Source organism: Streptomyces sp. NPDC029466 (genome assembly GCF_055574515.1).
Genome location: NZ_JBVHZH010000002.1, coordinates 340,609 through 366,360, shown reverse-complemented (window position 1 = coordinate 366,360; position 25,752 = coordinate 340,609). Strand labels below are relative to the sequence as shown.

Here is a 25,752-nt window from a genome sequence, read left to right as displayed (position 1 = left end):
ACGCTCACAGGGGGCCGAACCAACGTGTCGCGGCGACGCGGTCGGACCACTTCGCCAAGGAAGCCCGGTCGCCGTCGCGCGTCGCCTCCTGTCCGGATCCCCCGGGCGGGAGGGGCGGGTTCAACCGGAAATAGGTTGCACGAGACGTATCGTCTCGCTTAGCGTGAGGGTATGACGACCCCGGAACACCCCAAGCGTGCCCATATCGCCATGTTCTCCATCGCCGCCCACGGGCATGTGAACCCGAGTCTCGAAGTGATCCGCGAGCTCGTCGCCCGGGGGCACCGTGTCACGTACGCGATCCCGCATCTTTTTGCGGAGAAGGTTGCCGAGACGGGGGCGGAGCCCGTGTTGTATCGCACGACGTTGCCGTCGCCGGATGATGATCCGTCGGCGTGGGGGACCACGCTTCTCGATAACGTCGAGCCGTTTCTCGATGAGGCGATTCAGGTGCTGCCGCAGCTCATCGAGGCTTATCGCGGGGATAAGCCGGATCTCGTGCTGCATGACATCACCTCGTACCCGGCGCGTGTTCTCGCGCATCGCTGGGGGGTGCCGGCGGTCTCGCTCTCGCCGAACCTCGTGGCGTGGGAGGGGTATGAGGAGGAGGTCGCCGAGCCGATGTGGGCGGAGCCCAGGGCGACCGAGCGCGGACGGGCCTACTACGAGAAGTTCAGCAACTGGCTTACGGAGAACGGGATCACGCAGCATCCCGATCCGTTCGTCGGCCGGCCCGGTCGGTCGATCGTGCTCATCCCCAAGGCGCTTCAGCCGCATGCCGACCGGGTAGATGAGAACGTGCACTCGTTCGTCGGCGCCTGCCAGGGGGAGCGTGCGGCGCAGGGGGACTGGGAACGGCCCGTGGGCGCCGAGCGCGTGTTGCTGGTCTCGCTCGGCTCGTCCTTCACCAAGCAGCCCGGTTTCTACCGCGAGTGCGTCAAGGCGTTCGGGGATCTGCCGGGCTGGCATGTCGTGCTCCAGGTGGGCAAGCATGTCACCGCCGAGGAGCTCGGGGAGGTTCCCGGGAACGTCGAAGTGCGACAGTGGGTACCGCAGTTGGCGATCCTGAGGAAGGCTGACGCGTTCATCACGCATGCCGGCGCGGGTGGCAGCCAGGAGGGTCTGGCCACCGCCACGCCCATGGTGGCCGTCCCGCAGGCCGTTGACCAGTTCGGTAACGCGGACATGCTTCAGGGGCTCGGCGTGGCCCGCCATGTGCCGATGGACGAGGCGGACGCCGGCACCCTCCGTGCGGCGGTGCTCGCGCTCGTCGACGACCCGGACGTGGCCCGGCGCCTCGCGGCCGTCCAGCGGGAGATGGCCGACGAGGGCGGCACCCAGCGGGCGGCCGACCTCATCGAGGCCGAGCTAATGAGGGGGGCGAAGGCTTAGCATCCCTGGAGACCGCGTGCTGGGAGCATCGTCGTGAACGAGAACGAACTGCGGCACCTGCGCCGCTGCGTGGAGCTGGCAACCGAGGCACTGGAGGCGGGCGACGAACCGTTCGGCTCCGTGCTCGTCGGCGGGGACGGGAGTGTCCTCGCCGAGGACCACAACCGGGTGGCCTCCGGCGACCGGACCCGTCACCCGGAATTCGAGCTGGCGCGCTGGTCCTCGGCGCACCTGTCCCCCGAGGAACGAGCGGCGGCGACCGTCTACACCTCCGGTGAGCACTGCCCGATGTGTGCCGCCGCGCACGGCTGGGCCGGGCTGGGGCGCATCGTGTACGTGAGCTCCTCCGAGCAACTGACCGCCTGGCTCGACGAGCTGGGGGTTCCCGCCCCTCCCGTACGCGCCCTCCCGATCCGGGACGTCGTTCCCGACCTCGTGGTGGAGGGCCCGGTTCCCGGCCTGGCGGAGCAGGTGCGCGAACTGCACCGCCGTTTTCATTGCGTGTCCTGATGCGCCGGATGCGCCGGATGCGCCCTGACACACCTGACGTGCCCTCACAGCCCTGATCGTTGCGCTCAGAGCCCGGGGAGCGGCTGGCCGGATGCCGTCGCCGTATCGATGTAGACCACCAGCGTCTGCTCCCGCTGTTCGGCCAGGTGGAAGGCGGTGTAGGCGTATGCGACCGGTCCGCGTTGCGGGTGGCGCAGGCGTTTGTGGCCGCTGTGGCGGGGCTGCACCTCGTAGTGGGGCCACCAGGCGCGTGCTTCCGGGCTGTGGGTTCTCAACTCGTCGATGAGGCGGGGGTAGCGCGGGTCGGCGGGGTGGCGTTCGGACAGGGTTCGGAACCGGGCCAGCAGGGCGCGGGCCTCGGGTTCCCAGTCGAGCACGATGTCGCGGGCGGCCGGTTCGAGGAACGTCCAACGGAGGAAGTTGGGCGGGCGCGTTGCCTCGTGGTCGATGAGGCGGGGGAAGAGGGCTTCGGCCGCTTGGTTGTGGCTGAGGACGTCGTAGGTGCCGTCGATGAGGTACGCGGGGTGGGGCTGGAGCAGGAGCGGTACGGCCGCGGCCTCGGGGGTGAGCGGTTCGCGGTCCTCGGATGCGTCCGCGGGAGCGTGACCGGCCAGCTGGAGAAGGTGGGCGCGCTCGTGGCGGTCGAGCCGTAGTGCGGTGGACAGGGCGGTCAGCACCTGTTCGGAGGCGCGGATCTCGCGTCCTTGCTCCAGGTACGTGTACCAGGTGGCGCTGATGCCGGCCAGCAGCGCCAGCTCCTCCCGGCGCAGGCCCGGCGTGCGGCGACGGGCGGTCTGCGGCAGGCCGACCTCGGCCGGAGTGAGGCGTTCCCGCCGACTGCGCAGGAACGCGGCCAGCTGCTGACGTTGGTCCGATGGCGGGGGCATAGCAGCCTCAGTTCCAGAATAAGTACGTTCTGGATACCAGGCTAAGGCTGCTGGAGAGTGGTGGGCGAGGGCCGGACGCCGAAAAGCGGCGCGACACGGCGCCGACGGCTCCGACCGGGCTCCGACGGCTCTGAGCGGGCTGCGACGGCTGCGACGGCTGCGACGGCTGCGACGGCTACGCGGCCTCCTCCCCGACCCCCATCCCCCGCCGAGAAGGAAGGAATTTCCTCATGTCTGGAACTGCTGGAACTGCCGGAACTGCTGGGATTGCTGAAATTGCTGGAATTGCAGGAAAAGTGGTGGCTGTTACGGGAGCCAGCAGTGGTATCGGTGCGGCGACCGCGTTGTTGCTCGCCGAGCGTGGGGCGCGGCTGGTTCTCGGTGCGCGGCGCTCCGAGCGGCTGGCGGAGCTGGTGGACCGGATCGAGCGGGCGGGTGGCGCGGCCGTGCAGCTCCGCACCGATGTGACCCGGCCGGACGACCTGCACGCCCTGGTCGCGCTGGCCCGTGAGCGCTTCGGCCGGCTCGACGTCCTGGTCAGCAACGCCGGGGCCGGCACGATCTCGCCTCTTGACGATCTGCGCGTCGAGGAGTGGGACCGGATGGTCGACGTCAATGTGAAGGGCGTGCTGCACGGCATCGCCGCCGCACTGCCGGTCTTCCGCGCCCAGGGCACCGGGCACTTCGTCACCATCGCCTCCACCGCCGCCTTTCGCGTCGTCCCCGCCATGGCGGTCTACGCCGGCACCAAGTACGCGGTCCGGGCGATCTGCGAAGGGCTGCGCCAGGAGGCCGGCGACGCGCTGCGGGTGACCACCGTCTCGCCCGGGGTGACCGCCACCGACTTCGCCGAGGCGTCGAGCAACAGCCGGGTCCGGGCGGAGATCACGAAGATGCGGGACGACATCGCCATACCTCCCGAGGCGATCGCCCGCGCCATCGCGTTCGCCATCGAGCAGCCCGCCGCGGTCGATGTGAACGAGGTCGTCGTCCGGCCGGTCGCACAGCGCTGACGGCGGGCCGAATTCCCGTACGGCGTGCGGGGTGTGCGAGGCGGGGTGATTGGATGGCGCCAGGAGTGAGGAGAGGTTGCCGTGCCCCGTACAGGCTCAGTCGGCCGTGGTGCCGGTGTGGATCCCGAGCAGCTCTGGTCGCAGGCCGAACGCCCGCGACGGGGGCGGCCGCCGGCCCACAGCCGCGCCGCGATCACGACCGCGGCCATTGCCCTCGCCGACGCCGAAGGGCTCGCCGCGGTCACCATGCGCGCGGTCGCGGCCCGCATCGGGGCCGGCACGATGTCTCTCTACAGCTACGTCCCCAACAAGGAGACGCTGCTGGAGCTGATGATCGACCAGGTGAGCGGCGATCACCGGCTGCCGGCCGCGCCGTCCGGCAACTGGCGGGCCGACCTGCGGCAGTTCGCGCAGGAGCAGCGCACGATCATGCGGCGGCATCCGTGGCTGGCCGGGGCGCTCTCGGCCCGGCAGACACTCGGCCCGAACGCGCTCGCCGCCCTGGAGTACGCCCTCGCCGTGCTCGCCCCCGTCGGCCTCGACGCCCCCGCCCGGCTGGAGACGTTCAGCCTGCTCACCGGCTTCGTGGCCAGCCATGTTTCCTATGAACTCGCCCAGGAGCGGGCGGTCGAAGCCGGTGGGCCCACCTCCGGTGAACTCCTGGACGCGCAGGCCCGTTACCTCCGGTCCGTTGCCGTCGAGGGCCGCTATCCCCACCTCGCGCAGGCCCTGGCGGTGCCGGGTCCTGACTCGGCACCGCAGGCCGTGTTCGACCGCCTTCTCGACCGCATGATCGATGGGCTGACGGCTGGGGTGTGACGGTCGCGCCCGCCCGGGCCCGACCTGCCGACCTGCCGACCTGCCGACCTGCCGACCTGCCGACGAACTCTCCTACCTACAGGTCGAGTTCGGTGACGATGGCAGCGTGGTCGGATGCCTGGTCGCCGGGTCCGTGCACGGAGTCGAACGGGGTGCCGAACTCGAAGATCCCACGCCGCTCCACCTCGACCTTGTCCACCTTGGCGAACAGCTCCGGCGAGAACATCAGGTAGTCGATCTTGTCGTTGGCGCTCGTGCACTTCCCGTGGGTGCCGGGCGGTCCCTCGTAACTGTCGTGGGTCATCGCGTCCTTGAGGCTGGTGGCCTCAAGGAATTCGAGCGGCGGGCTGCCCGGGGTGTCGTTGAGGTCCCCGGCGACCACGACATGGGGCGAACGCTTGAGCGCGGCCCGGTAGAGCTTGGCGACGCGCTTACCTTGGAGCTTGCGCTTGTCGGCCCCTCCGCCGCCCCGCTTGCTCTTGAAGTGGTTCCCGAGGAGCCAGAGCGGTTTGCCATGGATGTCGATCTCGAATTCCGGGCAGTCCCGGCTGAAGATTTCCCGGGAATCCTCCTTGTCGAAGATGTGCGAGCGTACGGAGGTGATCGGGTGCCGGCTGAACAGCCCGACATCGATGCCGCGAATGTCATTGCCGTCGATCAGCATGTTGAACGGGTAGGGTTCCGCGTCGAATTGGCCCGCCAGCACCTGTTTGTTGAAGCGGTGCAGGGTGAGCCGGTCCTCGACTTCGACCGTCAGCAGTATGTCGGCGTTCACCTCGGCGATCACCCGGGCGGTGTTCTTGACGGCGTCCCAGCTGAGGTCGCCCTTGACCAGTTCGGCCCAGCCGACCCAGTCGTCCCGTCCCGTGACCTCGGGCCTGATGTCGATGTTCCTGCCCTCACCCATGAGCAGCTTGGCCTGTCCGCGCGGCTCGTTCACCAGGATCGTCTGGGTGGAGATTTCCTGGGAGACATCGACGCTGTGCTTCTTGAGAAGCTCGATGATCTTTTTCTTGTCGTTGGCCGTATACGTGTGGTGATCGAGGATTTCCACAAGTTTCCTGAAGTCCTCCAGAATGGCGTTGTGCTCCGGCTCGTTGCCGACGCTGAAGACGACGGGCCTCCGGAAGAGGTTCTCGCAGTTGAAAGTGGCTATGCGAATGCTCATGGCCCCTCCTCACACTTCCAATTCTCCGGCCGGGTGCCATGGCTGTCGAACGGAGCAGGGCCGCTCCCGGGGGAGCGGCCCTGGGCGTCGGCGGCGGAGCGGGTCCGGGCCCTCGCAGCGGTGGTCCGCCGGCTTACGGTCAGTGCCCCGACCGCACCGGCTTCCCTCCCGGCTTCCCTCCCGGCTTCCCTCCCGGCCGGGGGCCGTACGCCTTCAGGAAGCGGTCGCGGAAGGTGTCCATCCGCCAGACCGGGGTCTTCGGGCCGGGCTTCAGGCCGTTCTGCCAGTTCCAGCCGGAGATCCGGTCCAGTACGGCGGGGTCGTGCGCGACCAGTGCGACCGGTACGTCCCGGCTGGCGTTCTCGCCGGTGACGGTCGGGACGGGCTGGTGGTCACCGAGGAAGACCAGCACGGTGTTCTTGTTGCCGTACTTCTCCATGTACGAGATGAGGCTGTGCAGCGAGTACTGGATCGCGCGGCGGTACTCGGTCCGTACCTGTGCGGGGTCCTTCCACACCTCCTTGGGGTCCTTGCCCGCCTTCTTGATGGCGTCGTAGACGGAGCCGTCGCCGAGTTCGTCCCAGCCGATCATCTTGGGGATGGGCGCCCAGGGGTTGTGGCTGGAGACGAGGATGATCTCCGACATCAGCGGCTTGTCATGGCGCTTGCCGTGTTCCAGGCGCTCAAAGGCCGACAGGCTGTATTGGTCGGGCACCCGCGACCAGCTGAACTGCGGCCCCTGGTAGCCGAGATGGTGGGTGTCGTAGACGTGGTCGAGGCCGTAGAACTTGCCCTCGGGCCAGGAGCGGGTGACGCCCGGCATGATGCCGGCCGTGCGCCAGGCACCGGAGCGCTTGAACGCGTCGGTGAGCGGCATGCGGTCGCTGGAGGTGACGGTGCGGTAGCGCTGCTGGTTGTTGATCCACAGGCCGGACATGAACGTGGAGTGGGCCAGCCAGCTGCCGCCGCCCGCCGTCGGTGAGGTGAGCCAGGCGCTCCGGGAGGCGAACCCGGCCTTGCGCAGCCGCTTGGTCCCGTCCTTGAGCACCGCGTCGACCTGCGACGCCATCGCCGGGTCCGCGATCGCGCTGCGGCCGTAGCTCTCGATGAAGGTGAAGATGACGTCCTTGCCGCGCAGTCCGGTCAGCAGCTGGTCGGGCGGGGTGTCGCGGAAGGCGTCGACACCCGCTTCCTTGGCGAACACCTGCTGGTCGGCCAGGCTCGCGCGCAGCCGCTGCGCGCTGTCCCGGACGAGGTCGGCGGTGTTCGTGGCGGCGACCGGGACACCGGCGAGCTGTACGCCGAGCGCCGCGCAGGTGATCCAGACGGTGCCGAGTACGAGGGTCGTACGGGTCGCCACGGCGCTGTGCCGCACCAGGAGGCGGGTGAGCCGGATGACCGCCAGGGTCATGAGGACGAGCAGGGCGAGCACGAGGAGCACGACGCCGACCACGGCGCCGATCGCGCCCGCCTGGCCTATCGAGTCCTTGAGGAACGACTCGGCGTCGTCGAACAGGATCCAGTCGAGCACCGGGTCGAAGGGCCGGGCGAGCACCGAATAGAAGCCCATGTCGAGGCAGTTCAGGAGGGTCCGCAGGCCGAGGCCGACGCCGGCGACCACGGCCGCCACCCGCCGCGCCCTGGGCGGCAGGAGCAGAAGGAGGGCCGCACCGAAGATGCCCTCCACCGGGATACGCAGGAACTCGGCGGGGGTGAGGCGGGTGAGCTGATTCGGCAGCAGCAGCGCGGAGAGCACCAATACGGCGGCCAGCACGGTGACCGTCCGCCCCACGGCCCGCGCCACGGCCGGATACCGGTCCCGCCAGCCGTGACCGGCGACGGCCGCAAGGTCCGCGGCGGTCTCGTCCGGCGTCTGCTCCGGAGAACCGTCCGCCGTCTGCTCCGGAGGGTCGTCCGGCGTCTGCTCCGGAGTGCCGCCGTCCGCCGTCTGCTCCGGAGGGTCGTCCGGCGGCGGGGCGTCCGTCGTGGTTGCTTTCTTCGTGTTCGGCGGCTGGCTGAGGCGCGTGGAGTGCGGCAACCCGAAGGTCCTTCCGTGCGAGGCCGGTGGTGGCACGGCGGACCGGAACCGGGGATTCGGCCGCCGTTATCTGTACGGACGGCCGGCGGCTTCGGTTCAATCCTGGTCCATCATCGGGGTCCCGCTGGACTGGTCCGGCGCGCCTCGGGGAGCGCGCCGGACCTCGCCGGGCACCCCTCAAACCACGGCCGGCTGCTCTTCCTTCCCCGCCGGCTCCACGGGCGAAAGGCGAATGCGTCGGCGCTTGGCCACCAGCACCGCGGTGCGGGTGAGAACCATGGCAAGGGACATGAAGACAAAGGCATTGGAGTAGACGTCCGGACCGCTGAGCTCATTTTCGATGCTGAAGCGGACCAGACCCTCGGCGTACCAGTGCTCGGCGCCGTAGGCGAAAAGGACGCGGGCGCTGGAGAGAACAATCCAGACCAGGGCGTAGCCGAATCCGCCGATGGTGTAGATCTGCCCGTCGGCGCCGCGGTGGGCGGGGAGCAGGGCACCGGCGACCAGACCGCAGATCACGCCCACGCCAACGCCGATGAGCTGGAAGGACGGGGCGTTCCCCGAGGTCGGGAAGGAGTCCACGAAGATCGCGATGATGACGGCGACGGCGAGTACGGAGCGCAGCATCCGCATATTGGTGACCCGGCGGCGGCCCAGGTCGGTCGCCAGGATGATGGTGAGAATGGAGGCGCTGGCAATCAGCGCGATAACGAACTGACTCAGGTGGTTCATGGAAATCCGGGGCCTTTCCGCAATGCTGCGAGGTCTGTTGCTCCGGCGGTTTCTGCGCTGTCCGCCGACCGCCGTCAACGACGTTATGGCGACACCTTGTTGTGGGGGTACGACCGGCCGGTGGATTCAGCTGTCCACCGGTCGGTGGACAGTGCGGCCGAGGCGGAAGCGGGGGTGATAGGACTGGGGCCGCGGTGGCGCGATGGCGCCCGCGCCCCGGTGCGGGGCCGTTCGGAAATGCAGGGGGATGGACACGGTGACGTGTGAGGCGCGGCGCGCGCCCGACGCACGGGTGCGTTGGTTCGGGCTGTGGGACAGCTACTTCGTGATCTGCTATCTGGTTACCACGGGGCTGGTGTTCACCTCCGCCGTACCGCAGACCGGGCGGTTGATCGCGATCGGTGCGCTGACGCTGGCCGTGCCCTGGTACGCGGGGATCGGGCGGCCGCTGATGCTGCGTCATGAGCGGGACCGGCGGAACGCGGTCTTCGCCGGCGGGCTCTTCGGGCTGTTCGGGCTGGCCACCGCGGTGGATCTGTCGAGTGCGTTCGCGCTGTTCGCGCTCGTCCCGATGCTGATGATGAGCCTGGACACCCGGCCGGCCGTGGTGGCGGGCGTACTCGGCAATCTCGTCCCCGTCACGATGCTGTGGCTGCAGGGCGGCGCCACCGCCCCGCTGATGCTGTTCGTGCTGCTGGCGTCGCTGCTCGGGATCGCCCTGTCCGTGCTCCTCGGGCTGTGGATCAAGAGGGTGGTACGGCAGAACAGGGAGCACGCCGAACTGATCGAGGAGCTGCGGAGGAACCGCGAGCAGGTGGCCCGGCTGTCGCACCAGGCCGGGATCTCCGCCGAGCGCGAGCGGCTGGCGCGGGAGATTCACGACACCTTGGCGCAGAGCCTGACCAGCATCATCAGTCTGGTGCAGGCCGCCGATGCGGAGGTGGAAGACGCCCCCGCCGCGGCCCGGAAGCACCTCGCGCTGGTCGGGCGGATGGCCAAGGAGAGCCTGGCGGAGGCCCGTTCCTTCGTCGCCGACCGGACGCCCGCCTCGCTGCGGGAGAGTTCCCTGGCGCAGGCGCTGCGGCGGCAGGCGGACGGGCTGGCCGCGCAGACCGGGCTGCTGGCGCGGTTCGCCGTCGAGGGGGACGAGCGCCCGCTGCCGATGGCGGTCAATGTCGTCCTGCTGCGGGCCGCGCAGGAGGCCGGCACCAATGTGCGCAAGCACGCCGACGCCCGCACGGTGGACCTGGTGCTGCGGTACGACGAGGGCCACGTCGGGCTCCACGTCACCGATGACGGCAAGGGGTTCGACGCCACGGAGGCGGAGCGCGGTGCGGCGGAGGGCGGTCAGGACGGGCCCGGCGGCGGGGACGAGGACAGCGGGTTCGGGCTGCGGGGCATGGCGGCCCGGCTGGCGGAGATCGGTGGGGCGATGAGCGTGCTGAGCGAGCCGGGGGCGGGCACCGTCGTCGAGGTGAAGGTGCCCCTGGACGGGGCGGCGGGGCGGCCGGACGGGCCGTCGGCAGCGCGGTCCGAAGGGGCGGAACGGCGGATGGAGGCGGCACATGAAGGGCGTTGAGGACCCGGCCGTGGTGCGGGTGCTGCTCGCGGACGATCATCCCGTCGTCCGCGAGGGCCTGTGCGCCATGCTCGAATCCGACCCGGGCATCGAGGTCGTGGGACAGGCGGGCTCCGGTGAGGAGGCCGTGACGCTGACCGAGCGGCTGACCCCGGACCTGGTGCTGCTCGACTTGCGGATGGGCGCGATGGACGGGGTCGCCGCCACCGGCCACATCCTGCGGAAGTCGCCGCGCACCAAGGTGGTCATCGTCACCACCTACGAGGACGACGCCGACATCCTGCGCGCCGTGGAGGCGGGCGCGGCCGGCTATCTCCTCAAGGGCAGTTCCCGGGCGGAGCTGATCGACGCGGTGCACGGTGCGGCGCGCGGGGCGACGGTGCTGACGCCTTCGCTGGCCCCGAAGCTGTTCCGGGCGCGGGCGGTGGAGGCGCCGCTGCTGTCCGGCCGGGAGTGCGAGGTGCTGCGGCTGGTCAGTCAGGGGCTGACCAATGCCGAGATCGGCCGGCAGCTGTTCATCGGTGAGGCGACGGTCAAGACCCATCTCCTGCGGGCGTTCAAGAAGTTGGAGGTGTCGGACCGGACCGCGGCCGTGATCACGGCGCTGGAGCGGGGGTTGCTGGCGTAGGGGGTGTCTCCCCCTACGCGCGGTCCGGGGGCCCGGCAGGGCCGTACCCCTCGTCCTCCCGGACGGCCCTCGGTCCGGCCCGTTCTCCGTCCCGCCGCCCGCTCACGGACGGACCGCGCGGAAGCGGAAGTTGTCCTTTCTGAGGCTGACGTCGGTGGTGGCGAAACCGGCGGCGCGCAGCCGGTCCGGGAGGGTCCGGGGCGGCACCGGGACATAGGTGTCCCCCAGGTGGATGAGGCGGAAGCCCCAGCCGGCCCGGCCGTCGCAGCCCGCGAAGACGCCGCCCGGCCGCAGCACCCGGAACGCCTCCGCGAAGAGCTGGTCCTGCTGCCGCGGCGACGGCACATGATGCAGCATCGTGAAGCAGAGGACGGCGTCGAAGCGGCCGTCCGGCAACGGCATCGCGCAGCCGTCGCCGTGCACGACATCGACCCGGTCGCCGTACTCCGCACGCAGTCGCTCGGCCGATCCCCCGTCGACTTCGAGGACGCTCAGCCGGCCGCCGGTCCGCCGCGTCAGCACCCGCGTCGTGGCGCCGTAACCGGGCCCGATCTCCAGGGTGTCGGCGCCCAGGGGGACGTCTTCGAGCGCCCAGGGCAGCAGGTCCTTCTCCACCGCGCGGGCCCACATCGGGGAGTTGCACAACCACTGGTGATAGCGATTCATGGAGGTCATGCGGCGAGCGTAGGGAGCGGCCGCGGTGACCACCACGCGACAGGGGGACATGTTGTATCGCAGGACGGACAGCGGTGAACAGCCGGACGGGAGCGGGGTGTTGGGCGAGGTGGAGCCACCGGCCGGGCGCGAGGCGGTGGACGGTCAGGTGGCGCCGCCGGGGCCGCCCGCGGGGGCGGCGGTCGTCGTCGGGAGCTTCGCGATGGACCGGGGGCAGTGGTTCGCCCGCCATCGTCATGAGCACCATCAACTGGCCTGGTCGCGAAGGGGAGTTCTGGCCGTACGGGCCACCGGCAACACCTGGGTGCTGCCGCCGTCCATGGCGCTGTGGATCCCGGCCGGGACCCCGCACGCCACGGGCGCCGCGGGCCCGGCCCTCTTCCGGAGCCTGTACTTCCTGCCGGACCGCTGCCCGGTCGGCTGGTCCGCGCCCACCGTCGTCGGCGTCTCACCGCTGCTGCGCGAGCTGATCTCGTACCTCTCGGACGGCACGCTGGACCCGGCGCCGCGCGAACGGGCCGAGGCCGTGGTCCTCGATCAGCTGCGGCCGGTGTCGGTGGCCACGGTGCAGGCGCCGATGCCGCGCGACCCGCGGGCGCGCCGGGTCGCGGAGGCGCTGCGTACCGATCCGTCGGACGGGCGGACGCTGGCGGAGTGGGGCCCCCGGGTGGGCGCGAGCGGCCGGACGCTGGCGCGGGCCTTCGTGGCGGACACCGGTATGCCGTACGGGCAGTGGCGCACCCGGATCCGGCTCCAGGCGGCGATGCCGCTGCTGGCCGGCGGCGCGACGGTGGCGGCGGTGGCGGCGCGGGTGGGCTATGCCTCCCCGAGTGCCTTCGTCGCGGCCTTCCGACGGGCGGTCGGGGTGCCGCCGGGCGCGTACTTCACCCCGTGACAGCGGACGGCGCCAAGGGGGGCTCTTCGGTCTCCGTGGCGCAGCCCGCGACGCCTGCTGCCGTGCCCGCCGTCGCCCGCGAGGTCACCCCTCCCCCAGCCTCGCCCGGTCGGCCGCCGCTCTGCCCTGGTGCCAGCCGTCGGCGTCGCGCACGCCACGGAGGCGGACCGGGGCGGTGTCGGGGAAGAGGGCGCCGGTGGTCTCCTCGACGGCGAGGGCGCGGGCGGCGAGGACCGGGAGGAGGTCGGGGGCCGTGGGGGCGGACTCGGCGGTGGCGGCGGCCGTGGCGTCGGCGGTGGCCGCCGCGAGCCGGTCGCGGATGCGGTCGGCGTAGGCGACGAGGAAGGTCTGGCGGAAGTCCCGGGTGCGGCGGGAGCGGCCGCGGGCGTGCACGGCGTCGCCCGCGCGGTTCATCGCGGCGGTGGCCTGGAGCAGCAGCGAGGTGTAGAGCATCTCGGCCGCCTCCAGGTCGGGTGCGAAGCCGACGAGGGTGGAGAAGCCGACGTCGGCGGCCCAGACGGCCTGGCAGCGGTTGGCGGCCGCGACCGCGTCGAGCAGCAGCGCCTTGGCCTGCTCGTAGGGCCCCTCGATGCCGATACGGATCGCTGACGGGCCGTCGGTCCGGCCGCCCGGGGAGCCGTCCGCGCGGTCGAGGAGCGCCTCATCGATGCTGTGCCGGGCCATCAGCTCCTGCGCCTTGGCGGACAGCGCCTCGGCCTCCTCGGCGTAGTCGGTCGCCTCGGCCTTGGCGAGCAGTCCGCGGATCCGCCCGAGGGCGCGTGCGGCGGCGTCACCGGCGGGCCCGCTCCTGGTGCCGGGCCGCGGCGGGGCCGGCAGCGGGGTGATCCGGGGCAGCCGGGCGAGGAGGCGCAGCGCGGCCAGCACGTCGTACGCGGTCTCGAAGCGGGAGGCGCGGCGGCGCCGGGCCAGCGCGTCGAGGTAGCCGGTGTCGGCGGGCCACCAGACCGCGGCACCGAGGTGCCGCAGCTGCTCGGCCCAGCGCGGGTCCGGAGCCGGGCGGGCGGCCGGGGCCCGGGCCGCTTCGGCCGCGACGGCGTCGACGACCAGCGCCGCGAGGGCGGTGCCGGTGGCCTCGCGCCGTACGATCCGCACCAGGTCGGCGGGCTGCCAGCCGCCCGCCCAGCACTGCCGTACGCCCGCCACGGCGGCCTCGACCACCGCCGCGCTCACCGCCGCCCAGCCGGCCGCGGCCGCCGCCAGCATCGAGGCGCCCGCCTCGATGGCGTCCTCGGCCCGCTCGCCGTCCGGCGCGTAACGGACGCTGCCGAGCACCTGCCCGACCAGTTCACCGGCCGACGGCGACGGCCCGCCGCGCCCTTTTCCTCCGCGCTCACTCACCCGTTCACTGTACGGAGGGCCCGTCGGCACCCCCCCGGGAGGCGGGTGCCGGCCCGGCGTCAGGGCCGCACTTGGTAGAGGCCGAGGGTCCGCTCCGCGCGGTAGCCGAGGGCGGCGTTGACCGCCCGCATCGGGGTGTTCTCGTCGGCGACCGTCGTCTCGATCTCCCGTACGTCCGGCCGCTGCGCCCGCAGGTACTCCAGCATCCGCAGCTTGACGGCCCGGCCGAGGCCGCGGCCGCGGTGTGCGGGGACGACGACGGTGTCGTACTGCACGGCCTGTACGGAGTCCGGGGTGGGCAGCACGATCTCGGTGTAGCCGGCCACCGCGCCGTCGGCCTCCGCGAGGACCGCCACGGTCAGCAGCACACCGCCACGGTCCAGGACGACCTGGGCCGCGGCCCGTATCCGCTCGGTGTCCCAAGGGTCGTGCTGCTCGTCCAGGTCGCCGGTCGGGGCGTCCTGCATGGCGTCATGGGCGCGGGCGTGGGCGGCGGCATGCTCGTCAGGGACGACCCCGCTCCAGGTGGCGAAGCGGTAGCCGGGGGGCAGCGGGACGCCCGTGCCCGGTGTGGGGGCGGTCCGCACGTCCTGTACGTAGGCCACCAGCGGCAGCGCGCACTCCGCGCCCCGGGCGACGGCGAACCTCTCACCCGCGCCGCCCCGCTCCGTCAGGGTGCTCACCGAGGTACGGCCCTCGGCGGCGAGCCGCTCGCGCACCGTCTCCCACAGGGCCCGGCCCACCCCGCGGCCGCGTCGGGCGGGGTGCACCGTCAGGGTGTCGAGGAAGGCGTTGCCGGCATTCTCCGCGGTGTCGTGGAGGCGGAGCAGGGCGACACCCGCGTAGCCGGTGGCGCCGTCGGGGGCCGGCAGCGCGACGGGGACGGCACGGCTGTGCAGGGAAGGGATCCGCAGCCGGCCGGCCTCGGCGGCCCGTTCGAGGGTGGGGCCGCCCGGCCGGTCATGGGCCCGGGCGGCGGCGAGCACGGCGAACCAGTCGTCGGTGTCGATGTCCATACGGCGGACCGTACGCAGCGACGATGCCCGGCGCGCCGTATTTTCGGCGCCGCCGGGCATCGGTCACTTTCGGGCGGTGCGCGGTCAGGTCACCCGGGGGTGCCGGGCCTGCCGTTCCCGTCGGAACGTCACTGCACCGCGCTGCCGGCCACCCACTGCGACCAGTCCATGTTCCAGCCGTTCAGGCCGTTGTCGGGCTTGACGCTCTTGTCGGGGGAGTTGACGACATCGACCACGTCACCGGTCTGCGAGTGGTTGAAGAACCAGGCGCCGTCCGTCTTGGGGTCCTTGGCGCCCTTGGCGTCCTCCAGGCCGATGCAGCCGTGGCTGGTGTTGGCCTTGCCGAAGATGCCCTTGCCCCAGTAGTTGCCGTGGATGAAGGTGCCGGAGTTGGTCAGGCGCATGGCGTGCGGCACATCGGGGATGTCGTACTCGCCCTTGCCGTTGTGCTTCTTGAAGCCGACCGTCGAACCGTTCATCCGGGTCTGCTTGAACCGCTCGGAGATCACCATCTTGCCGTTGTAGGTGGCGTTCTCGTCGCTGCCGGCCGAGATCGGAATGGTCTTGAGGGTCCGGCCGTCCCGCACCACGGTCATCTCGTGCGCCTTGGTGTCGACGGTGCTGATCTGCGCATGGCCGACATGGAAGCTGACGGTCTTGTTCTGGATGCCCTTGACGCCCGGCGACGCCTCGACGCCGTCCAGGCCGAGCTCCATGGTGACCTCGGAGTTCGCCTTCCAGTACGTCTGGGGGCGGAAGTCCAGCCGCTTGTCGTTGAACCAGTGGCCGACGACCTTCTGGTTGCTGCTCGACGCGACCTTGATCGCGGACTCCACGGCCGTCTTGTTCTTGACCGGCTTGTCGAAGTTGATCGACACCGGCATGCCGACACCGACGGTCGAGCCGTCCTCCGGCGTGAAGTTTCCGATGAAGCTGTTCGCCGGGGCGACGGTGGTGAAGCTGGAGTTCTCCACCGCCTTACGTCCCTGGGAGTCCACCGCGTGCGCGGTGACCTTGTACTTCGTCGAGCGGCTCAGCGGCTGGTCCGGCTTCCAGGAGCTGCCGTCGGCGGACAGCGTGCCCTTGACCGGCTGCTTGGTCTCGACCGAGGTCATGGTGACATCGGTGAGGGTTCCATCGCTGACCGTGACACTCGCGTCACTGTTGAGACCGGTGTCGGTGGCGCCGTCCTCCGGGAGGATCGTGATCTTGGCGTCGGAGGCATCCTTCGCCGCCGCCTCGTCCACCTGGCGGACGCTCTCGTGCCAGGTGGCGTCAGCACCGTCATGACCTCGGTCAGCCGCACTGCTGCCACCACACGCCGCAAGCGTGAGTACGCCCCCGAGCAGCGCGGAGCCGGCTATGAGGCCCTTCCGGCGCTTGCTGTCCGTCATCACACGCATCTCCATTGCTACCGATTTCGCACGTTTCCCCGAGCGAGCAGCCAACTGAACGCCGGCTCATGTGGACGGCGGCATTCCGGCCGACGCCATTTGAACGCCTTTTCCGTTTCGCCCGTTCCATGCGTCCACAAAGTGTGGGGAAGGCCACTTATGGCCTGGACCGGTCAAATGGTGCTCATCCGGCGCGGGCGCAGCGCCACGTAGTCGACCCCCGTACGGCGCGGAGCCGTACGGGGGCCGTGGCCATCGGGGGTGCCGGTCAGCCCTCCCCGTCCGCGTCATCCGCCAGATCCCACTCCGCCGCGTCCCACTCGGCGTCCGGGTCGTAGTCGGTCAGCTCCTCGCTGCTCCAGGAGGCCTGTGCGAGTTCGGCGCCCGGCACCTTGGTGACGAGGTCGAACGGGTCGATCAGGTGGGCCAGCGCCTCCGCCGGATCCTCCCGGACCGTCTCCAGGGACTGTCTGCGCTCCTCGCCGGGCAGCGAGGGGTCCCCTTCGATGTGGTCGACGGCGGCGCCGGTCAGCCGGCCCGCGTCGGTGACCTCCATGATCAATTCCACATGAAGGCGCACAAAACGTGATGTCTCACCATTGCTCATAGCACGGAGGTTAGGCATGGACGGCTCCCGACTTCCCCGCGACCCGCGGCGGTCATTAACATCTGAGGTCAACGGCCAATTTCCCGAACCCACAAGGGGGATCGCTTCCGTGACCGCACGACGACCACTGTTGACCGCCGCGGCCGCGGGATCGGTGCTGTTCGCCCTGTGGTTCGTACCGTCCGCCAATGCCACCGCGGAAGGTGACGGTGCGTCGGATGCCGCGCTGCGGGTGGCGTCCGCACCGGACGGTCCCGGCCTGGCCGACCGTGCGGTCAGCGGGGCGCAGGAGACCGTCAGCGGGTCCGCGGCGGCCACCTCGGACGGCAGCGGCGCCGGAGCCCACCCCGCCGGCCGCCCGCACTTCCTCGCCGACACCGGCAGCCCGGACACCACGCCGTACGTGATCGGCGGCGTCGCCTGTCTCGCGCTCGGCGCCGGCCTCGTCAGCTACTCCGTCCGCCGCACCCACGGCGAGACCGGCTGAGAGACGAGGCCGGCTGCGACCGCCGACGGCCGGGCCCTCGTCAGGCCAGCGTGCCCGTGACCGACTCCACGGCCGCCACCAGCTTCCCGCCCCGTACGAACGCATACGCGCCCTCCAGGTCCGGCGCCAGGAAGCGGTCCTCGCCCGGCCCCTGAACGCCCGCTGCGCGCACCGCGTCCAGGACGGCGCGGGTGGCGGGGGCCGGCGTCAGGCCCTCCCGCATCTCGATGGCACGGGTCGCCGCATAGAGCTCGACGGCGATGATCCGGGTCAGGTTGTCGACCGCGGTGCGCAGCTTGCGCGCCGCCGACCAGCCCATCGAGACATGGTCCTCCTGCATCGCGGAGGACGGGATGGAGTCCACCGACGCGGGCGCGGCCAGCCGCTTCAGCTCGCTGACCAGCGCGGCCTGGGTGTACTGGGCGATCATCAGCCCGGAGTCGACACCCGGGTCACCGGCCAGGAAGGCGGGCAGCCCGTGCGAGCGGTTCTTGTCCAGCAGGCGGTCGGTGCGGCGCTCCGCGATCGAGCCGAGGTCGGCCGCCGCAATGGCCAGGAAGTCCAGGACGTAGGCCACCGGCGCGCCGTGGAAGTTGCCGTTGGACTCGACCCGGCCGTCCGGGAGGACGACGGGGTTGTCGACGGCGGCGGCCAGCTCCCGGTCCGCGACCAGGCGGGCGTGGTCGAGGGTGTCGCGGCCGGCGCCGGCGACCTGCGGGGCGCAGCGGATGGAGTAGGCGTCCTGGACGCGCGGGGCATCGTCCTGGTGGTGACCGGTGAACTCCGAACCGGCCAGCACCTTGGCCATGTTGGCGGCCGCGGCGGCCTGCCCGGGGTGCGGGCGGATGGCGTGCAGCTCGGGCGCGAGGACCTTGTCCGTGCCGAGCAGCGCCTCCAGGGAGAGGGCCGCGGTGATGTCCGCCGAGGTGAACAGCCGGGCGAGATCGGCGCAGGCCATCACGAGCATGCCGAGCATGCCGTCGGTGCCGTTGAGGAGGGCCAGGCCCTCCTTCTCGCGCAGTTCGACGGGCTCGATGCCGTGCGCGGCCAGCAGCTCGGCGGCCGGCCGTACGACACCGTCGGGGCCTTCCGCATCGCCCTCGCCCATCAGCGCCAGCGCACAGTGCGAGAGCGGTGCCAGGTCGCCGGAGCAGCCGAGCGAGCCGTATTCGTGGACGACGGGCGTGATGCCGGCGTTGAGCAGGGCCGCCATCGTCTCGACGACGAGCGGGCGGACGCCGGTGTGCCCGGAGGCGAGCGTCTTCAGCCGCAGGAACATCAGCGCGCGGACGACCTCCCGCTCGACCCGCGGGCCCATCCCGGCCGCGTGCGAGCGCACGATGTTGCGCTGGAGCTGTACGCGCAGCTCGGGGCTGATGTGGCGGACGGCGAGGGCACCGAAGCCGGTGGAGACGCCGTAGACGGGGTCGGGCTTGGCGGCGAGTTCGTCGATGAAGGCGCGGGAGGTGGCGACGGCCGCGAGGGCTTCCTCGGACAGCTCGATCCGGGCCGCGCCGCGAGCCACCGCGATGACGTCCTGTGCGGTCGTGCCGGACGTCCCCAGCACCACAGTGTGCATATCCATATTCAGGAACCCTAGAGACTGAATCGCCGGATGTCACCACCGGATTTCGTGATCACCCCTTACCGATCTCCGCAGCGGACCGGTGCCGCCGTACGGACCGACCTCCTCACCTCCGGAAGCGCCGGCGCTCCGGCCCCGTCCGCCGGTCCGGGGCGTCCGCGAGCCGGACCACCGGATCGTCCGCGCCGCCGTGCCGCCCGGCGATCACCGGCTCGCCGGACCGCGCCGCCTTGGCCTTGTACTGCGCGGCGTCCGCGAGCCGGAAGAGCCGGCGGGCGCTGCGCACCGGGCCGATCGGGTCCCCGGTCGAGGCGACCCCGACCGCGACCCCCTCACCGAGGTCCAACTCCCCCGCCCGGTCGCACAGTTCACCGGCCACCTTGACCACCTCGTCGGCCGGCGGCCCCACCGCGAGCAGACAGAACTCGTCGCCGCCGAGCCGGGCGACGAGGGTGCCCGGCAGCATCGCGCCGCACAGCGACAGCACCGAGCCGAACCGCTCCAGCAGACGGTCGCCGACCGCATGGCCGCGGGAGTCGTTCACCCGCTTCAGCCCGTTGAGGTCACACACCACCAGGCTGACCACCACCTCGTCCCTGCGGTGCAGCTCCAGCGCCTCGTCCAGCCGCATATCGACGGCACGGCGGTTGGCGAGGCCGGTCAGCGCGTCGGTGAAGGCCAGCCGGCGGGCCTCCGCCAGCCTCTCGGTCTGCGCGATCCCGGCCGCCGTCACCGCGGCCAGCACGCTCGCGAAGTCGGCGTCCGCCCGGCCGAAGACCGGATCCCCCGTTCGCCGCGCGACATACAGCTCACCCCAGGCCCGCCCGTGCAGCACGATCGGCGCGACCACACAGCAGCCCCGGCCGCGGCGGCGCAGCGCGGCCATCCGCTGGCGGTTGCCGCCGCCGGCCCCGGCCGGCCCCTCCTCCGGCACCGGGGGCGCCGGGGTGTGCACCCCTTCGGCGGTCTCCACCCAGGCGCTCGGCTCGCCACCGCCCGCCCACTGCTCGTGCAGAAAGCCGACGATCTCCGGGAATTCATGGACGGGGTAGCTCTCGTCGTCCGGGAACTCCTCCTCGTCCTCGGCGAGTTCGCCGGTATTGACCAGCACCCGCAGCTTCCCCAGCTCGCGCTCCCATTTCGAGATCGCGGCGAAGGAGCCACCCAGGGCCTGACGCACCCCCAGCGCCGCGGCGTGCGCCGATTCCCGCGGCGTGTGCGCGGCCGCCATCGCCTGCGCCAGCTCCACCACTGCCCGCAGCCTCGCATCGCCCTCGCCCGTCACCGGATCCTCGCATTCCGTCACCGTGAGCACGCTCTGTACTACAGCGTAGGAATGTTTAACCCCTTTCGCCCCTTTCCGCGCACGATTGACACCCGGGCGTTATGCGCGTCGTTCCTGGTCGGAGGTCGGGGAGGCGGCGCGGAAGGGGTGCGGGAGCGGCGTTTACGCTGCGTCATCACGCATGGACCGCGGGGAACGCCCGGCGCTCGCACGGCGACCGCCCCCACCCGCCTCACTCCCCGGGCCACTCCGGATCCCGCTTCTCGTTGAAGGCCGCCACACCCTCCGCCCGGTCCCCGGAGAAGGCCACACTGCGCCAGGCGCCGTCCTCCAGGTCGAGGCCGGCCCGCAGATCCAGCCCGTGCCCCAGCCGCATGGCGCGCTTGGCGGCCCGCAGACCGACCGGCGAATTGCGGGCGATCCGGGCCGCCAGCTCCAGCGCCTCGGCCCGGTCCTGCCCGTCCGCCGCCAGCTGGTCGACCAGCCCCAGCTCCACGGCCTCGGGCGCCGGCACCCGCCGCGCGGTGAACACCAGCTCGGCCGCCCGCGCCGCGCCCACCCGGCGCGGCAGCAGCTGGGTCCCCCCGCCGCCCGGGATGACCCCGACCGACACCTCCGGCAGCCCGACCACGGCCGTACCGTCGGCGACGATCAGATCGCAGGCCAGCGCCAGCTCGAAGCCCCCGCCGAGCGCGAAGCCGTGCACCGCGGCGATGGTCGGCACGGGCAGTTCCAGCACGCCCGTATAAGCGGCGCGGGTGTGCGGGCGCTGGCGCATCAGGTCGGCGTCCGTGAAGGAGTTGCGCTCCTTGAGGTCGGCGCCCACGCAGAACGCCCGCTCATGGGTGGAGCTGAGGACCACCGCCCGTACGGAGCGGTCCGCGGCCAGCTCGGCGCAGGCCTGCGCCAGGCTGTCGGCCATCGCCGTCGAGACGGCGTTCATGGCCTTGGGGCGGTCCATGACCAGCTCCGCCACGAAGCCGTGCCGCTCGACGGCGACCCAGCCGTCCGCACCGAACAGCTGCCGTTCCCGTTGCATACAGCCCTCCCTGTTAACGGTCGTTGACCTGACGTGGGGATCATGTCAGGTGGCGGCCCGGAGCAACAGGACAGGCTTCCGCCTGTGGATAACCGGGGGACGGCGCGGTCACCGGACCGGGAATCCGCCGCAGAACGCGCTCCCGGCCCGGGGCCCGGCGGCCCGGCGGCCCGGCGCCAGGTCAGTCGCGGCGGTTCAGCAGCCAGGGCTCGACGACGCCCAGGCCGCGCACCGGGCGCTGCCACATCGGCTGGAGGGCGAAGCGGTACGTCGGGGGCGGGGCGCCGGTGCCCTCCTCGGCCGCCTTCTCCGCCGCCGCGGCATCGGCCTCGGAGACCGGGGCGTCACCGATCCGGCCCAGCTCCTCGGCGAACGCCTGGTCCACCAGCACGGTGTCCTTCGGCGCTATCGACGTCAGACGGCTGGCGAGGTTGACGGTCGTGCCGAACACATCGCCCATCCGGGTCGTGACCGTGCCGAACGCGATACCGACCCGCAGCTCCGGCATCGTCTCGTCATGGGCCATCGTCTCGATCAGCCGCAGCCCGATCTCCGCGGCGATACCGGCGTCATCCGCGGCGAAGAGGACCTCGTCGCCGAGGGTCTTGATGAGCCGGCCGCCGTGCGCGGCCACCAGGTCGGAGCAGGTGGTCTCGAACGCCTCCACCAGCTCGCCCAGTTCCTCGTCCTCCAGGCGGCGGGTCAGCCGGGTGAAGCCCACCAGGTCGGCGAAGCCGACGGCCAGGCGGCGGTCGACCATCTCGGCGTCGTCCTGGGCCCGCACGACCCGGCCGGTGGCGGCGGCGAGCTGGCGCCGCCAGACGTAGACCAGGAACTCCTCCAGCTCGGGGAGCAGCAGCTCGACCAGCGGATAGGTGATCTCCGTACGGGTCAGACCGGAGTCCTGGGGCTCGGTGAGGCCCTCCAGGAAGGAGTCGATCTGCCAGTCGGCCAGTCGGGCGGTGGTCTGGCCCGTGGACCGCGCGACCTGGATGGCCATGGCCTCGCTGAGCAGTCCGGCCTCGACGAGACCGGCGAGGCGGCGCAGGGCCAGCACATCGGCCTCGGTCAGGGCCTTGACCTGGCCGATGTCGGCGAAGCCCATGGCGCGCCAGAAGCGGGCCGCGAGGTCCATCGAGACGCCGGCGCCGCGGGCCGCCTGGAACGGCGTGTAGCGGCGGTCGGCGCCGAGGATGAGTTGTTCGAGGCGGACGGCGATGTTGTTCTCGTCGCCCTCGTCCCCGACCCCTGGGGGGTCGTTGACGGGGATGTTGCTCACTGCCTCGTCCTCGGTGTCCGTGTCGCGCGAGGCGGCGCCCGAGTCGTCGGCGGTCACCGGCCGCTCCCTGTCCGATCCCTGCGCACTGCCCTTCCGATCACTGCTCGCCGGTGGCCCGCTCCCTGGCGGACCGCCTCAACGATACGGCAGGTGTGCTCTGGCTCACTCTCACATGTCGGCCCTGACCAAGGAAGAGGCGGGCCCTCGTCGGCGCGGCGGGTGCCGTGATACAGGGGGCCCGAGCCGGGGGCGCGGGGCGCGGCCGGGCTCATGGTGCCGGGGAGTCGTCGCCTCCGGGCCGCCGGGACGCCGTGGCGCGCAGATGGATGATGTCGCCGGCGCCCACCGGATGCCGTACGCCGTTCGCGGTGGCCAGGACCAGGCGGCCGTCACCGTCGATGGCCACGGCCTCGCCGGTGAGGGCGGTGTCACCGGGGAGTTCGGCGCGTACGGAGCGGCCCAGGGTGGCGCAGCCGGCCGCGTAGGTCTCCTGGAGGCGGCTGGCGCCGGGGTCGCCGACGGCGGACTGCCAGGTGGCGTACCACTCCTCCAGGGAGCGGAGCACGGCGCGCAGCAGCGGGTCGCGGTCCGTGGTGCGGGCGCCCGCCAGGGCCAGGGAGCCGGCGGTGGGGACGGGGAGTTCGCCGGCGGTGAGGGAGACGTTCAGGCCGATGCCGATGACGACACCGGAGCCGGCCCGCTCGGCGAGGATGCCGCCCACCTTGCGCTCGCCGGTTCCGGGGGTCCCGTCCGGGCCCGCGACGTCGGCGTCGGCGTCCCCGGGGCAGCTGACCAGGATGTCGTTGGGCCACTTGAGGGATGTGTCGATACCGGCCGTCCGGGACAGGGCGGTGGCGGTGGCGACTCCGGTGAGCAGCGGGAGCCAGCCCCAGCGCTGCGCGGGGACGCGGGGCGTGAGGTAGACGGAGAAGAAGAGGCCGGAGCGCGGGGGCGCCGACCAGCTGCGGTTGAGCCGGCCGCGGCCGGCGGACTGTTCCTCGGCCACCAGGACGGCGCCCTCCTCGGCCTTCCCCTCGGCCGCGCGGGCCGCCAGGTCGGTGTTGGTGGAGCCGGTGGCCGGGACGACGTCCAGGGAGGTCCAGAGCCCACCGGGGCGCACCAGGGCGCGGCGCAACGCCGTGGCGTTCAGCGGCGGGCGGCTCAGGTCGCTCCAGCGGCCGGCATCTTTGTCCCGGTTTTCCGGTGGTTGAGGTGTCATGGGATCAGCCTAGGTGTGGTCAACGACGCAGTGCCGCTGAGCAGTCCCGCCGATACGCTACGGATCGGTAGCCAAACCCGTACCACCCTCAGTACGAGCACCAGTCCAGGACGAGCAGGAGCCGCATCCCGATGTCCGAGCCGGAAGCAAACATCCACACCACCGCGGGCAAGTTGGCGGATCTGCAACGGCGGGTCGAAGAAGCCACCCATGCCGGTTCCGCCCGTGCCGTGGAAAAGCAGCACGCAAAGGGCAAGTTGACGGCGCGTGAGCGCATCGATCTGCTGCTGGACGAGGGCTCGTTCGTCGAGCTGGACGAGTTCGCGCGGCACCGGTCGACCAATTTCGGGCTGGAGCAGACCCGCCCCTACGGCGACGGTGTGGTGTCCGGCTACGGCACGGTCGACGGCCGCCCGGTCGCGGTCTTCTCCCAGGACTTCACGGTCTTCGGCGGGGCGCTGGGCGAGGTCTTCGGCGAGAAGATCGTCAAGGTGATGGACTTCGCGCTCAAGACCGGCTGCCCGGTCATCGGCATCAACGACTCCGGCGGCGCGCGCATCCAGGAGGGTGTGGCCTCGCTGGGCATGTACGGCGAGATCTTCCGCCGCAACACCCATGCCTCCGGCGTGATCCCGCAGATCAGCCTGATCGTCGGCCCGTGTGCGGGCGGTGCGGTCTACTCCCCTGCCATCACCGACTTCACGGTCATGGTGGACCAGACCTCGCACATGTTCATCACCGGTCCCGACGTCATCAAGACGGTGACCGGCGAGGATGTCGGCTTCGAGGAGCTGGGCGGCGCCCGTACGCACAACACCACCTCGGGCGTGGCGCACCACATGGCGGGTGACGAGAAGGACGCCATCGAGTACATCAAGGGGCTGCTGTCCTACCTGCCGTCCAACAACCTCTCCGAGGCGCCCGCCTTCCCGGAGGAGGCGGACCTGGAGACCTCGGACACCGACCGCGAGCTCGACGTCCTGATCCCGGATTCGGCCAATCAGCCGTACGACATGCATGCCGCGATCGAGCATGTGCTGGACGACCACGAATTCCTGGAGACCCAGGCACTGTTCGCGCCGAACATCCTGACCGGCTTCGGGCGGGTCGAGGGCCATGCGGTCGGGGTGGTCGCCAACCAGCCGATGCAGTTCGCGGGCATCCTGGACATCAAGGCCTCGGAGAAGGCCGCGCGCTTCGTGCGGACCTGCGACGCGTTCAACGTCCCGGTGATCACCTTTGTGGACGTGCCCGGCTTCCTGCCCGGCACCGACCAGGAGTACGACGGGATCATCCGGCGCGGCGCCAAGCTGATCTACGCGTACGCGGAGGCCACCGTCCCGCTGATCACGGTCATCACGCGCAAGGCGTTCGGTGGCGCGTACGACGTCATGGGCTCCAAGCACCTGGGCGCGGACCTCAACCTGGCCTGGCCGACCGCGCAGATCGCCGTCATGGGCGCCCAGGGCGCGGTCAACATCCTGCACCGCCGCACGCTGGCCGCGATCGAGGACCCGGCCGCGCAGGACGAGCGGCGCCAGGAGCTGATCCAGGAGTACGAGGACACCCTGCTCAACCCGTATGTCGCGGCCGAGCGCGGGTACATCGACGCGGTGATCATGCCGTCCGAGACGCGCCGGCACATCGTCCGCGGGCTGCGCACCCTGCGCAACAAGCGCGAGGCGCTGCCGCCGAAGAAGCACGGCAACATCCCGCTCTGACCGGCAGAACCAGCGGAACCAGCGAAGGGAGCCGTTCTCGATGATCAAGGTCGTACGGGGCAATCCGACCCCTGAGGAGCTGGCCGCCGCACTGGCGGTGGTTCAGGCCCGCGCGGCGGCCGCCGCTGCCGTCGCGCCCGGAAAGCCGGACCACGGCAGCGAGTGGTCGGACCCCGCGTCCACGGTTCCGGCGCGGGCGCGGATGCCGCATCCGGGGCCGCGGGCCTGGCGGACGAGTTACTGGCCGCATTGACCGGTTCACACCGGGTGGCCACCGGGCCGCCAGGTCGGTGCATCGTGCATTGACTAGTCCCTTTACGCCGTGGGGGGGGGGGGGGGGGGGGGGGGGGGGGGGGGGAGGAGGGGGAGAGGGGGGGGGGGGGGGGGGGGGGGGGGGGGCCCACCAAACCCCCCGCGAAGGGGAA

The 25,752-nt window shown here is 71.6% G+C and carries 24 protein-coding genes; 10 read left to right on the top strand and 14 right to left on the bottom strand.

Translation table 11 applies throughout. From position 1 onward, the window contains the following. Positions 1-171: 171 nt before the first annotated feature. Together mgt and ACZ4XD_RS03410 are read left to right on the top strand one after the other, a co-directional pair. Complete coding sequence (gene mgt, locus ACZ4XD_RS03415; RefSeq protein ID WP_468037714.1) at positions 172-1,392, top strand: macrolide-inactivating glycosyltransferase; 1,221 nt, start codon at positions 172-174, stop codon at positions 1,390-1,392. A 27-nt stretch (positions 1,393-1,419) separates the two neighbouring features. Beyond that, positions 1,420-1,902 (top strand): nucleoside deaminase, encoded by a 483-nt coding sequence (locus ACZ4XD_RS03410; RefSeq protein WP_468037794.1) that lies wholly within the window; start codon positions 1,420-1,422, stop codon positions 1,900-1,902. Between the two features lie 65 nt (positions 1,903-1,967). Here the strand turns inward: ACZ4XD_RS03410 and ACZ4XD_RS03405 are convergent, their stop codons facing one another. Next, positions 1,968-2,789: a helix-turn-helix transcriptional regulator gene (locus ACZ4XD_RS03405; RefSeq protein ID WP_468037712.1), complete on the bottom strand. Its 822-nt coding sequence runs from the start codon at positions 2,787-2,789 to the stop codon at positions 1,968-1,970. 275 nt (positions 2,790-3,064) lie between these two features. Between ACZ4XD_RS03405 and ACZ4XD_RS03400 the strand changes: the two genes are divergently transcribed. Next, positions 3,065-3,802 (top strand): SDR family oxidoreductase, encoded by a 738-nt coding sequence (locus tag ACZ4XD_RS03400; RefSeq protein ID WP_468037792.1) that lies wholly within the window; start codon positions 3,065-3,067, stop codon positions 3,800-3,802. Between the two features lie 117 nt (positions 3,803-3,919). After that, positions 3,920-4,621 (top strand): TetR/AcrR family transcriptional regulator, encoded by a 702-nt coding sequence (locus ACZ4XD_RS03395; RefSeq protein WP_468037710.1) that lies wholly within the window; start codon positions 3,920-3,922, stop codon positions 4,619-4,621. A 76-nt stretch (positions 4,622-4,697) separates the two neighbouring features. Here the strand turns inward: ACZ4XD_RS03395 and ACZ4XD_RS03390 are convergent, their stop codons facing one another. The 3 genes from ACZ4XD_RS03390 to ACZ4XD_RS03380 form a co-directional block, all read right to left on the bottom strand. Further along, positions 4,698-5,789: an endonuclease/exonuclease/phosphatase family protein gene (locus ACZ4XD_RS03390; RefSeq protein WP_468037708.1), complete on the bottom strand. Its 1,092-nt coding sequence runs from the start codon at positions 5,787-5,789 to the stop codon at positions 4,698-4,700. 139 nt (positions 5,790-5,928) lie between these two features. Continuing rightward, positions 5,929-7,827, bottom strand: coding sequence for an alkaline phosphatase family protein (locus tag ACZ4XD_RS03385; protein ID WP_468037706.1), 1,899 nt, complete (start codon positions 7,825-7,827; stop codon positions 5,929-5,931). Between the two features lie 177 nt (positions 7,828-8,004). Continuing rightward, entirely contained in the window at positions 8,005-8,559 is a 555-nt protein-coding gene (locus tag ACZ4XD_RS03380; protein ID WP_468037704.1) for a hypothetical protein, read from the bottom strand. 247 nt (positions 8,560-8,806) lie between these two features. Here ACZ4XD_RS03380 and ACZ4XD_RS03375 point away from each other — a divergent pair, with 247 nt between their 5' ends. Both ACZ4XD_RS03375 and ACZ4XD_RS03370 read left to right on the top strand, forming a co-directional pair. Beyond that, a complete protein-coding gene (locus ACZ4XD_RS03375) occupies positions 8,807-10,138 on the top strand; it encodes a sensor histidine kinase (protein ID WP_468037702.1) in 1,332 nt (443 codons plus the stop codon). Further along, positions 10,125-10,766 carry a response regulator gene (locus ACZ4XD_RS03370; protein ID WP_468037700.1) on the top strand — a complete coding sequence of 214 codons (642 nt, stop codon included), beginning with the start codon at positions 10,125-10,127 and terminating at the stop codon, positions 10,764-10,766. Before ACZ4XD_RS03375 ends, ACZ4XD_RS03370 begins: the two co-directional genes overlap by 14 nt. A gap of 102 nt (positions 10,767-10,868) precedes the next feature. Here the strand turns inward: ACZ4XD_RS03370 and ACZ4XD_RS03365 are convergent, their stop codons facing one another. After that, entirely contained in the window at positions 10,869-11,441 is a 573-nt protein-coding gene (locus ACZ4XD_RS03365) for a class I SAM-dependent methyltransferase (RefSeq protein WP_468037698.1), read from the bottom strand. Between the two features lie 25 nt (positions 11,442-11,466). Here ACZ4XD_RS03365 and ACZ4XD_RS03360 point away from each other — a divergent pair, with 25 nt between their 5' ends. Continuing rightward, complete coding sequence (locus ACZ4XD_RS03360; RefSeq protein WP_468037696.1) at positions 11,467-12,336, top strand: AraC family transcriptional regulator; 870 nt, start codon at positions 11,467-11,469, stop codon at positions 12,334-12,336. Between the two features lie 84 nt (positions 12,337-12,420). On the opposite strand, the gene ACZ4XD_RS03355 is transcribed toward ACZ4XD_RS03360, so the two are convergent. The 4 genes from ACZ4XD_RS03355 to ACZ4XD_RS03340 all read right to left on the bottom strand — a co-directional run bounded on the left by ACZ4XD_RS03355 (position 12,421) and on the right by ACZ4XD_RS03340 (position 16,712). Continuing rightward, entirely contained in the window at positions 12,421-13,629 is a 1,209-nt protein-coding gene (locus ACZ4XD_RS03355; RefSeq protein WP_468037790.1) for a DUF2786 domain-containing protein, read from the bottom strand. A 125-nt stretch (positions 13,630-13,754) separates the two neighbouring features. After that, positions 13,755-14,711 (bottom strand): GNAT family N-acetyltransferase, encoded by a 957-nt coding sequence (locus tag ACZ4XD_RS03350; protein WP_468037694.1) that lies wholly within the window; start codon positions 14,709-14,711, stop codon positions 13,755-13,757. Positions 14,712-14,839: 128 nt separating this feature from the next. Continuing rightward, the gene (locus ACZ4XD_RS03345) at positions 14,840-16,105 is read right to left on the bottom strand and encodes a L,D-transpeptidase (RefSeq protein WP_468037692.1); all 1,266 of its coding nucleotides are present in this window, start codon (positions 16,103-16,105) and stop codon (positions 14,840-14,842) included. Between the two features lie 268 nt (positions 16,106-16,373). Beyond that, the gene (locus tag ACZ4XD_RS03340) at positions 16,374-16,712 is read right to left on the bottom strand and encodes a hypothetical protein (RefSeq protein ID WP_388186264.1); all 339 of its coding nucleotides are present in this window, start codon (positions 16,710-16,712) and stop codon (positions 16,374-16,376) included. Positions 16,713-16,821: 109 nt separating this feature from the next. Here ACZ4XD_RS03340 and ACZ4XD_RS03335 point away from each other — a divergent pair, with 109 nt between their 5' ends. After that, a complete protein-coding gene (locus ACZ4XD_RS03335) occupies positions 16,822-17,199 on the top strand; it encodes a hypothetical protein (RefSeq protein ID WP_468037690.1) in 378 nt (125 codons plus the stop codon). A gap of 40 nt (positions 17,200-17,239) precedes the next feature. Here ACZ4XD_RS03335 and hutH read toward each other — a convergent pair whose 3' ends face one another. The 5 genes from hutH to ACZ4XD_RS03310 all read right to left on the bottom strand — a co-directional run bounded on the left by hutH (position 17,240) and on the right by ACZ4XD_RS03310 (position 23,606). Beyond that, a complete protein-coding gene (hutH, locus tag ACZ4XD_RS03330) occupies positions 17,240-18,784 on the bottom strand; it encodes a histidine ammonia-lyase (RefSeq protein WP_468037688.1) in 1,545 nt (514 codons plus the stop codon). 106 nt (positions 18,785-18,890) lie between these two features. After that, positions 18,891-20,015 (bottom strand): GGDEF domain-containing protein, encoded by a 1,125-nt coding sequence (locus tag ACZ4XD_RS03325; protein ID WP_468037788.1) that lies wholly within the window; start codon positions 20,013-20,015, stop codon positions 18,891-18,893. Positions 20,016-20,301: 286 nt separating this feature from the next. Then, the gene (locus tag ACZ4XD_RS03320) at positions 20,302-21,108 is read right to left on the bottom strand and encodes an enoyl-CoA hydratase/isomerase family protein (RefSeq protein ID WP_423602903.1); all 807 of its coding nucleotides are present in this window, start codon (positions 21,106-21,108) and stop codon (positions 20,302-20,304) included. A 181-nt stretch (positions 21,109-21,289) separates the two neighbouring features. Then, the gene (locus tag ACZ4XD_RS03315) at positions 21,290-22,444 is read right to left on the bottom strand and encodes an adenylate/guanylate cyclase domain-containing protein (protein WP_078885504.1); all 1,155 of its coding nucleotides are present in this window, start codon (positions 22,442-22,444) and stop codon (positions 21,290-21,292) included. 211 nt (positions 22,445-22,655) lie between these two features. Then, positions 22,656-23,606 (bottom strand): biotin--[acetyl-CoA-carboxylase] ligase, encoded by a 951-nt coding sequence (locus ACZ4XD_RS03310; protein WP_468037685.1) that lies wholly within the window; start codon positions 23,604-23,606, stop codon positions 22,656-22,658. 131 nt (positions 23,607-23,737) lie between these two features. Here ACZ4XD_RS03310 and ACZ4XD_RS03305 point away from each other — a divergent pair, with 131 nt between their 5' ends. Next, positions 23,738-25,327, top strand: a complete 1,590-nt coding sequence (locus ACZ4XD_RS03305) for an acyl-CoA carboxylase subunit beta (RefSeq protein WP_468037683.1) — start codon at positions 23,738-23,740, stop codon at positions 25,325-25,327. 40 nt (positions 25,328-25,367) lie between these two features. Then, entirely contained in the window at positions 25,368-25,580 is a 213-nt protein-coding gene (locus ACZ4XD_RS03300; RefSeq protein WP_042147831.1) for an acyl-CoA carboxylase epsilon subunit, read from the top strand. Positions 25,581-25,752: the final 172 nt, after the last annotated feature.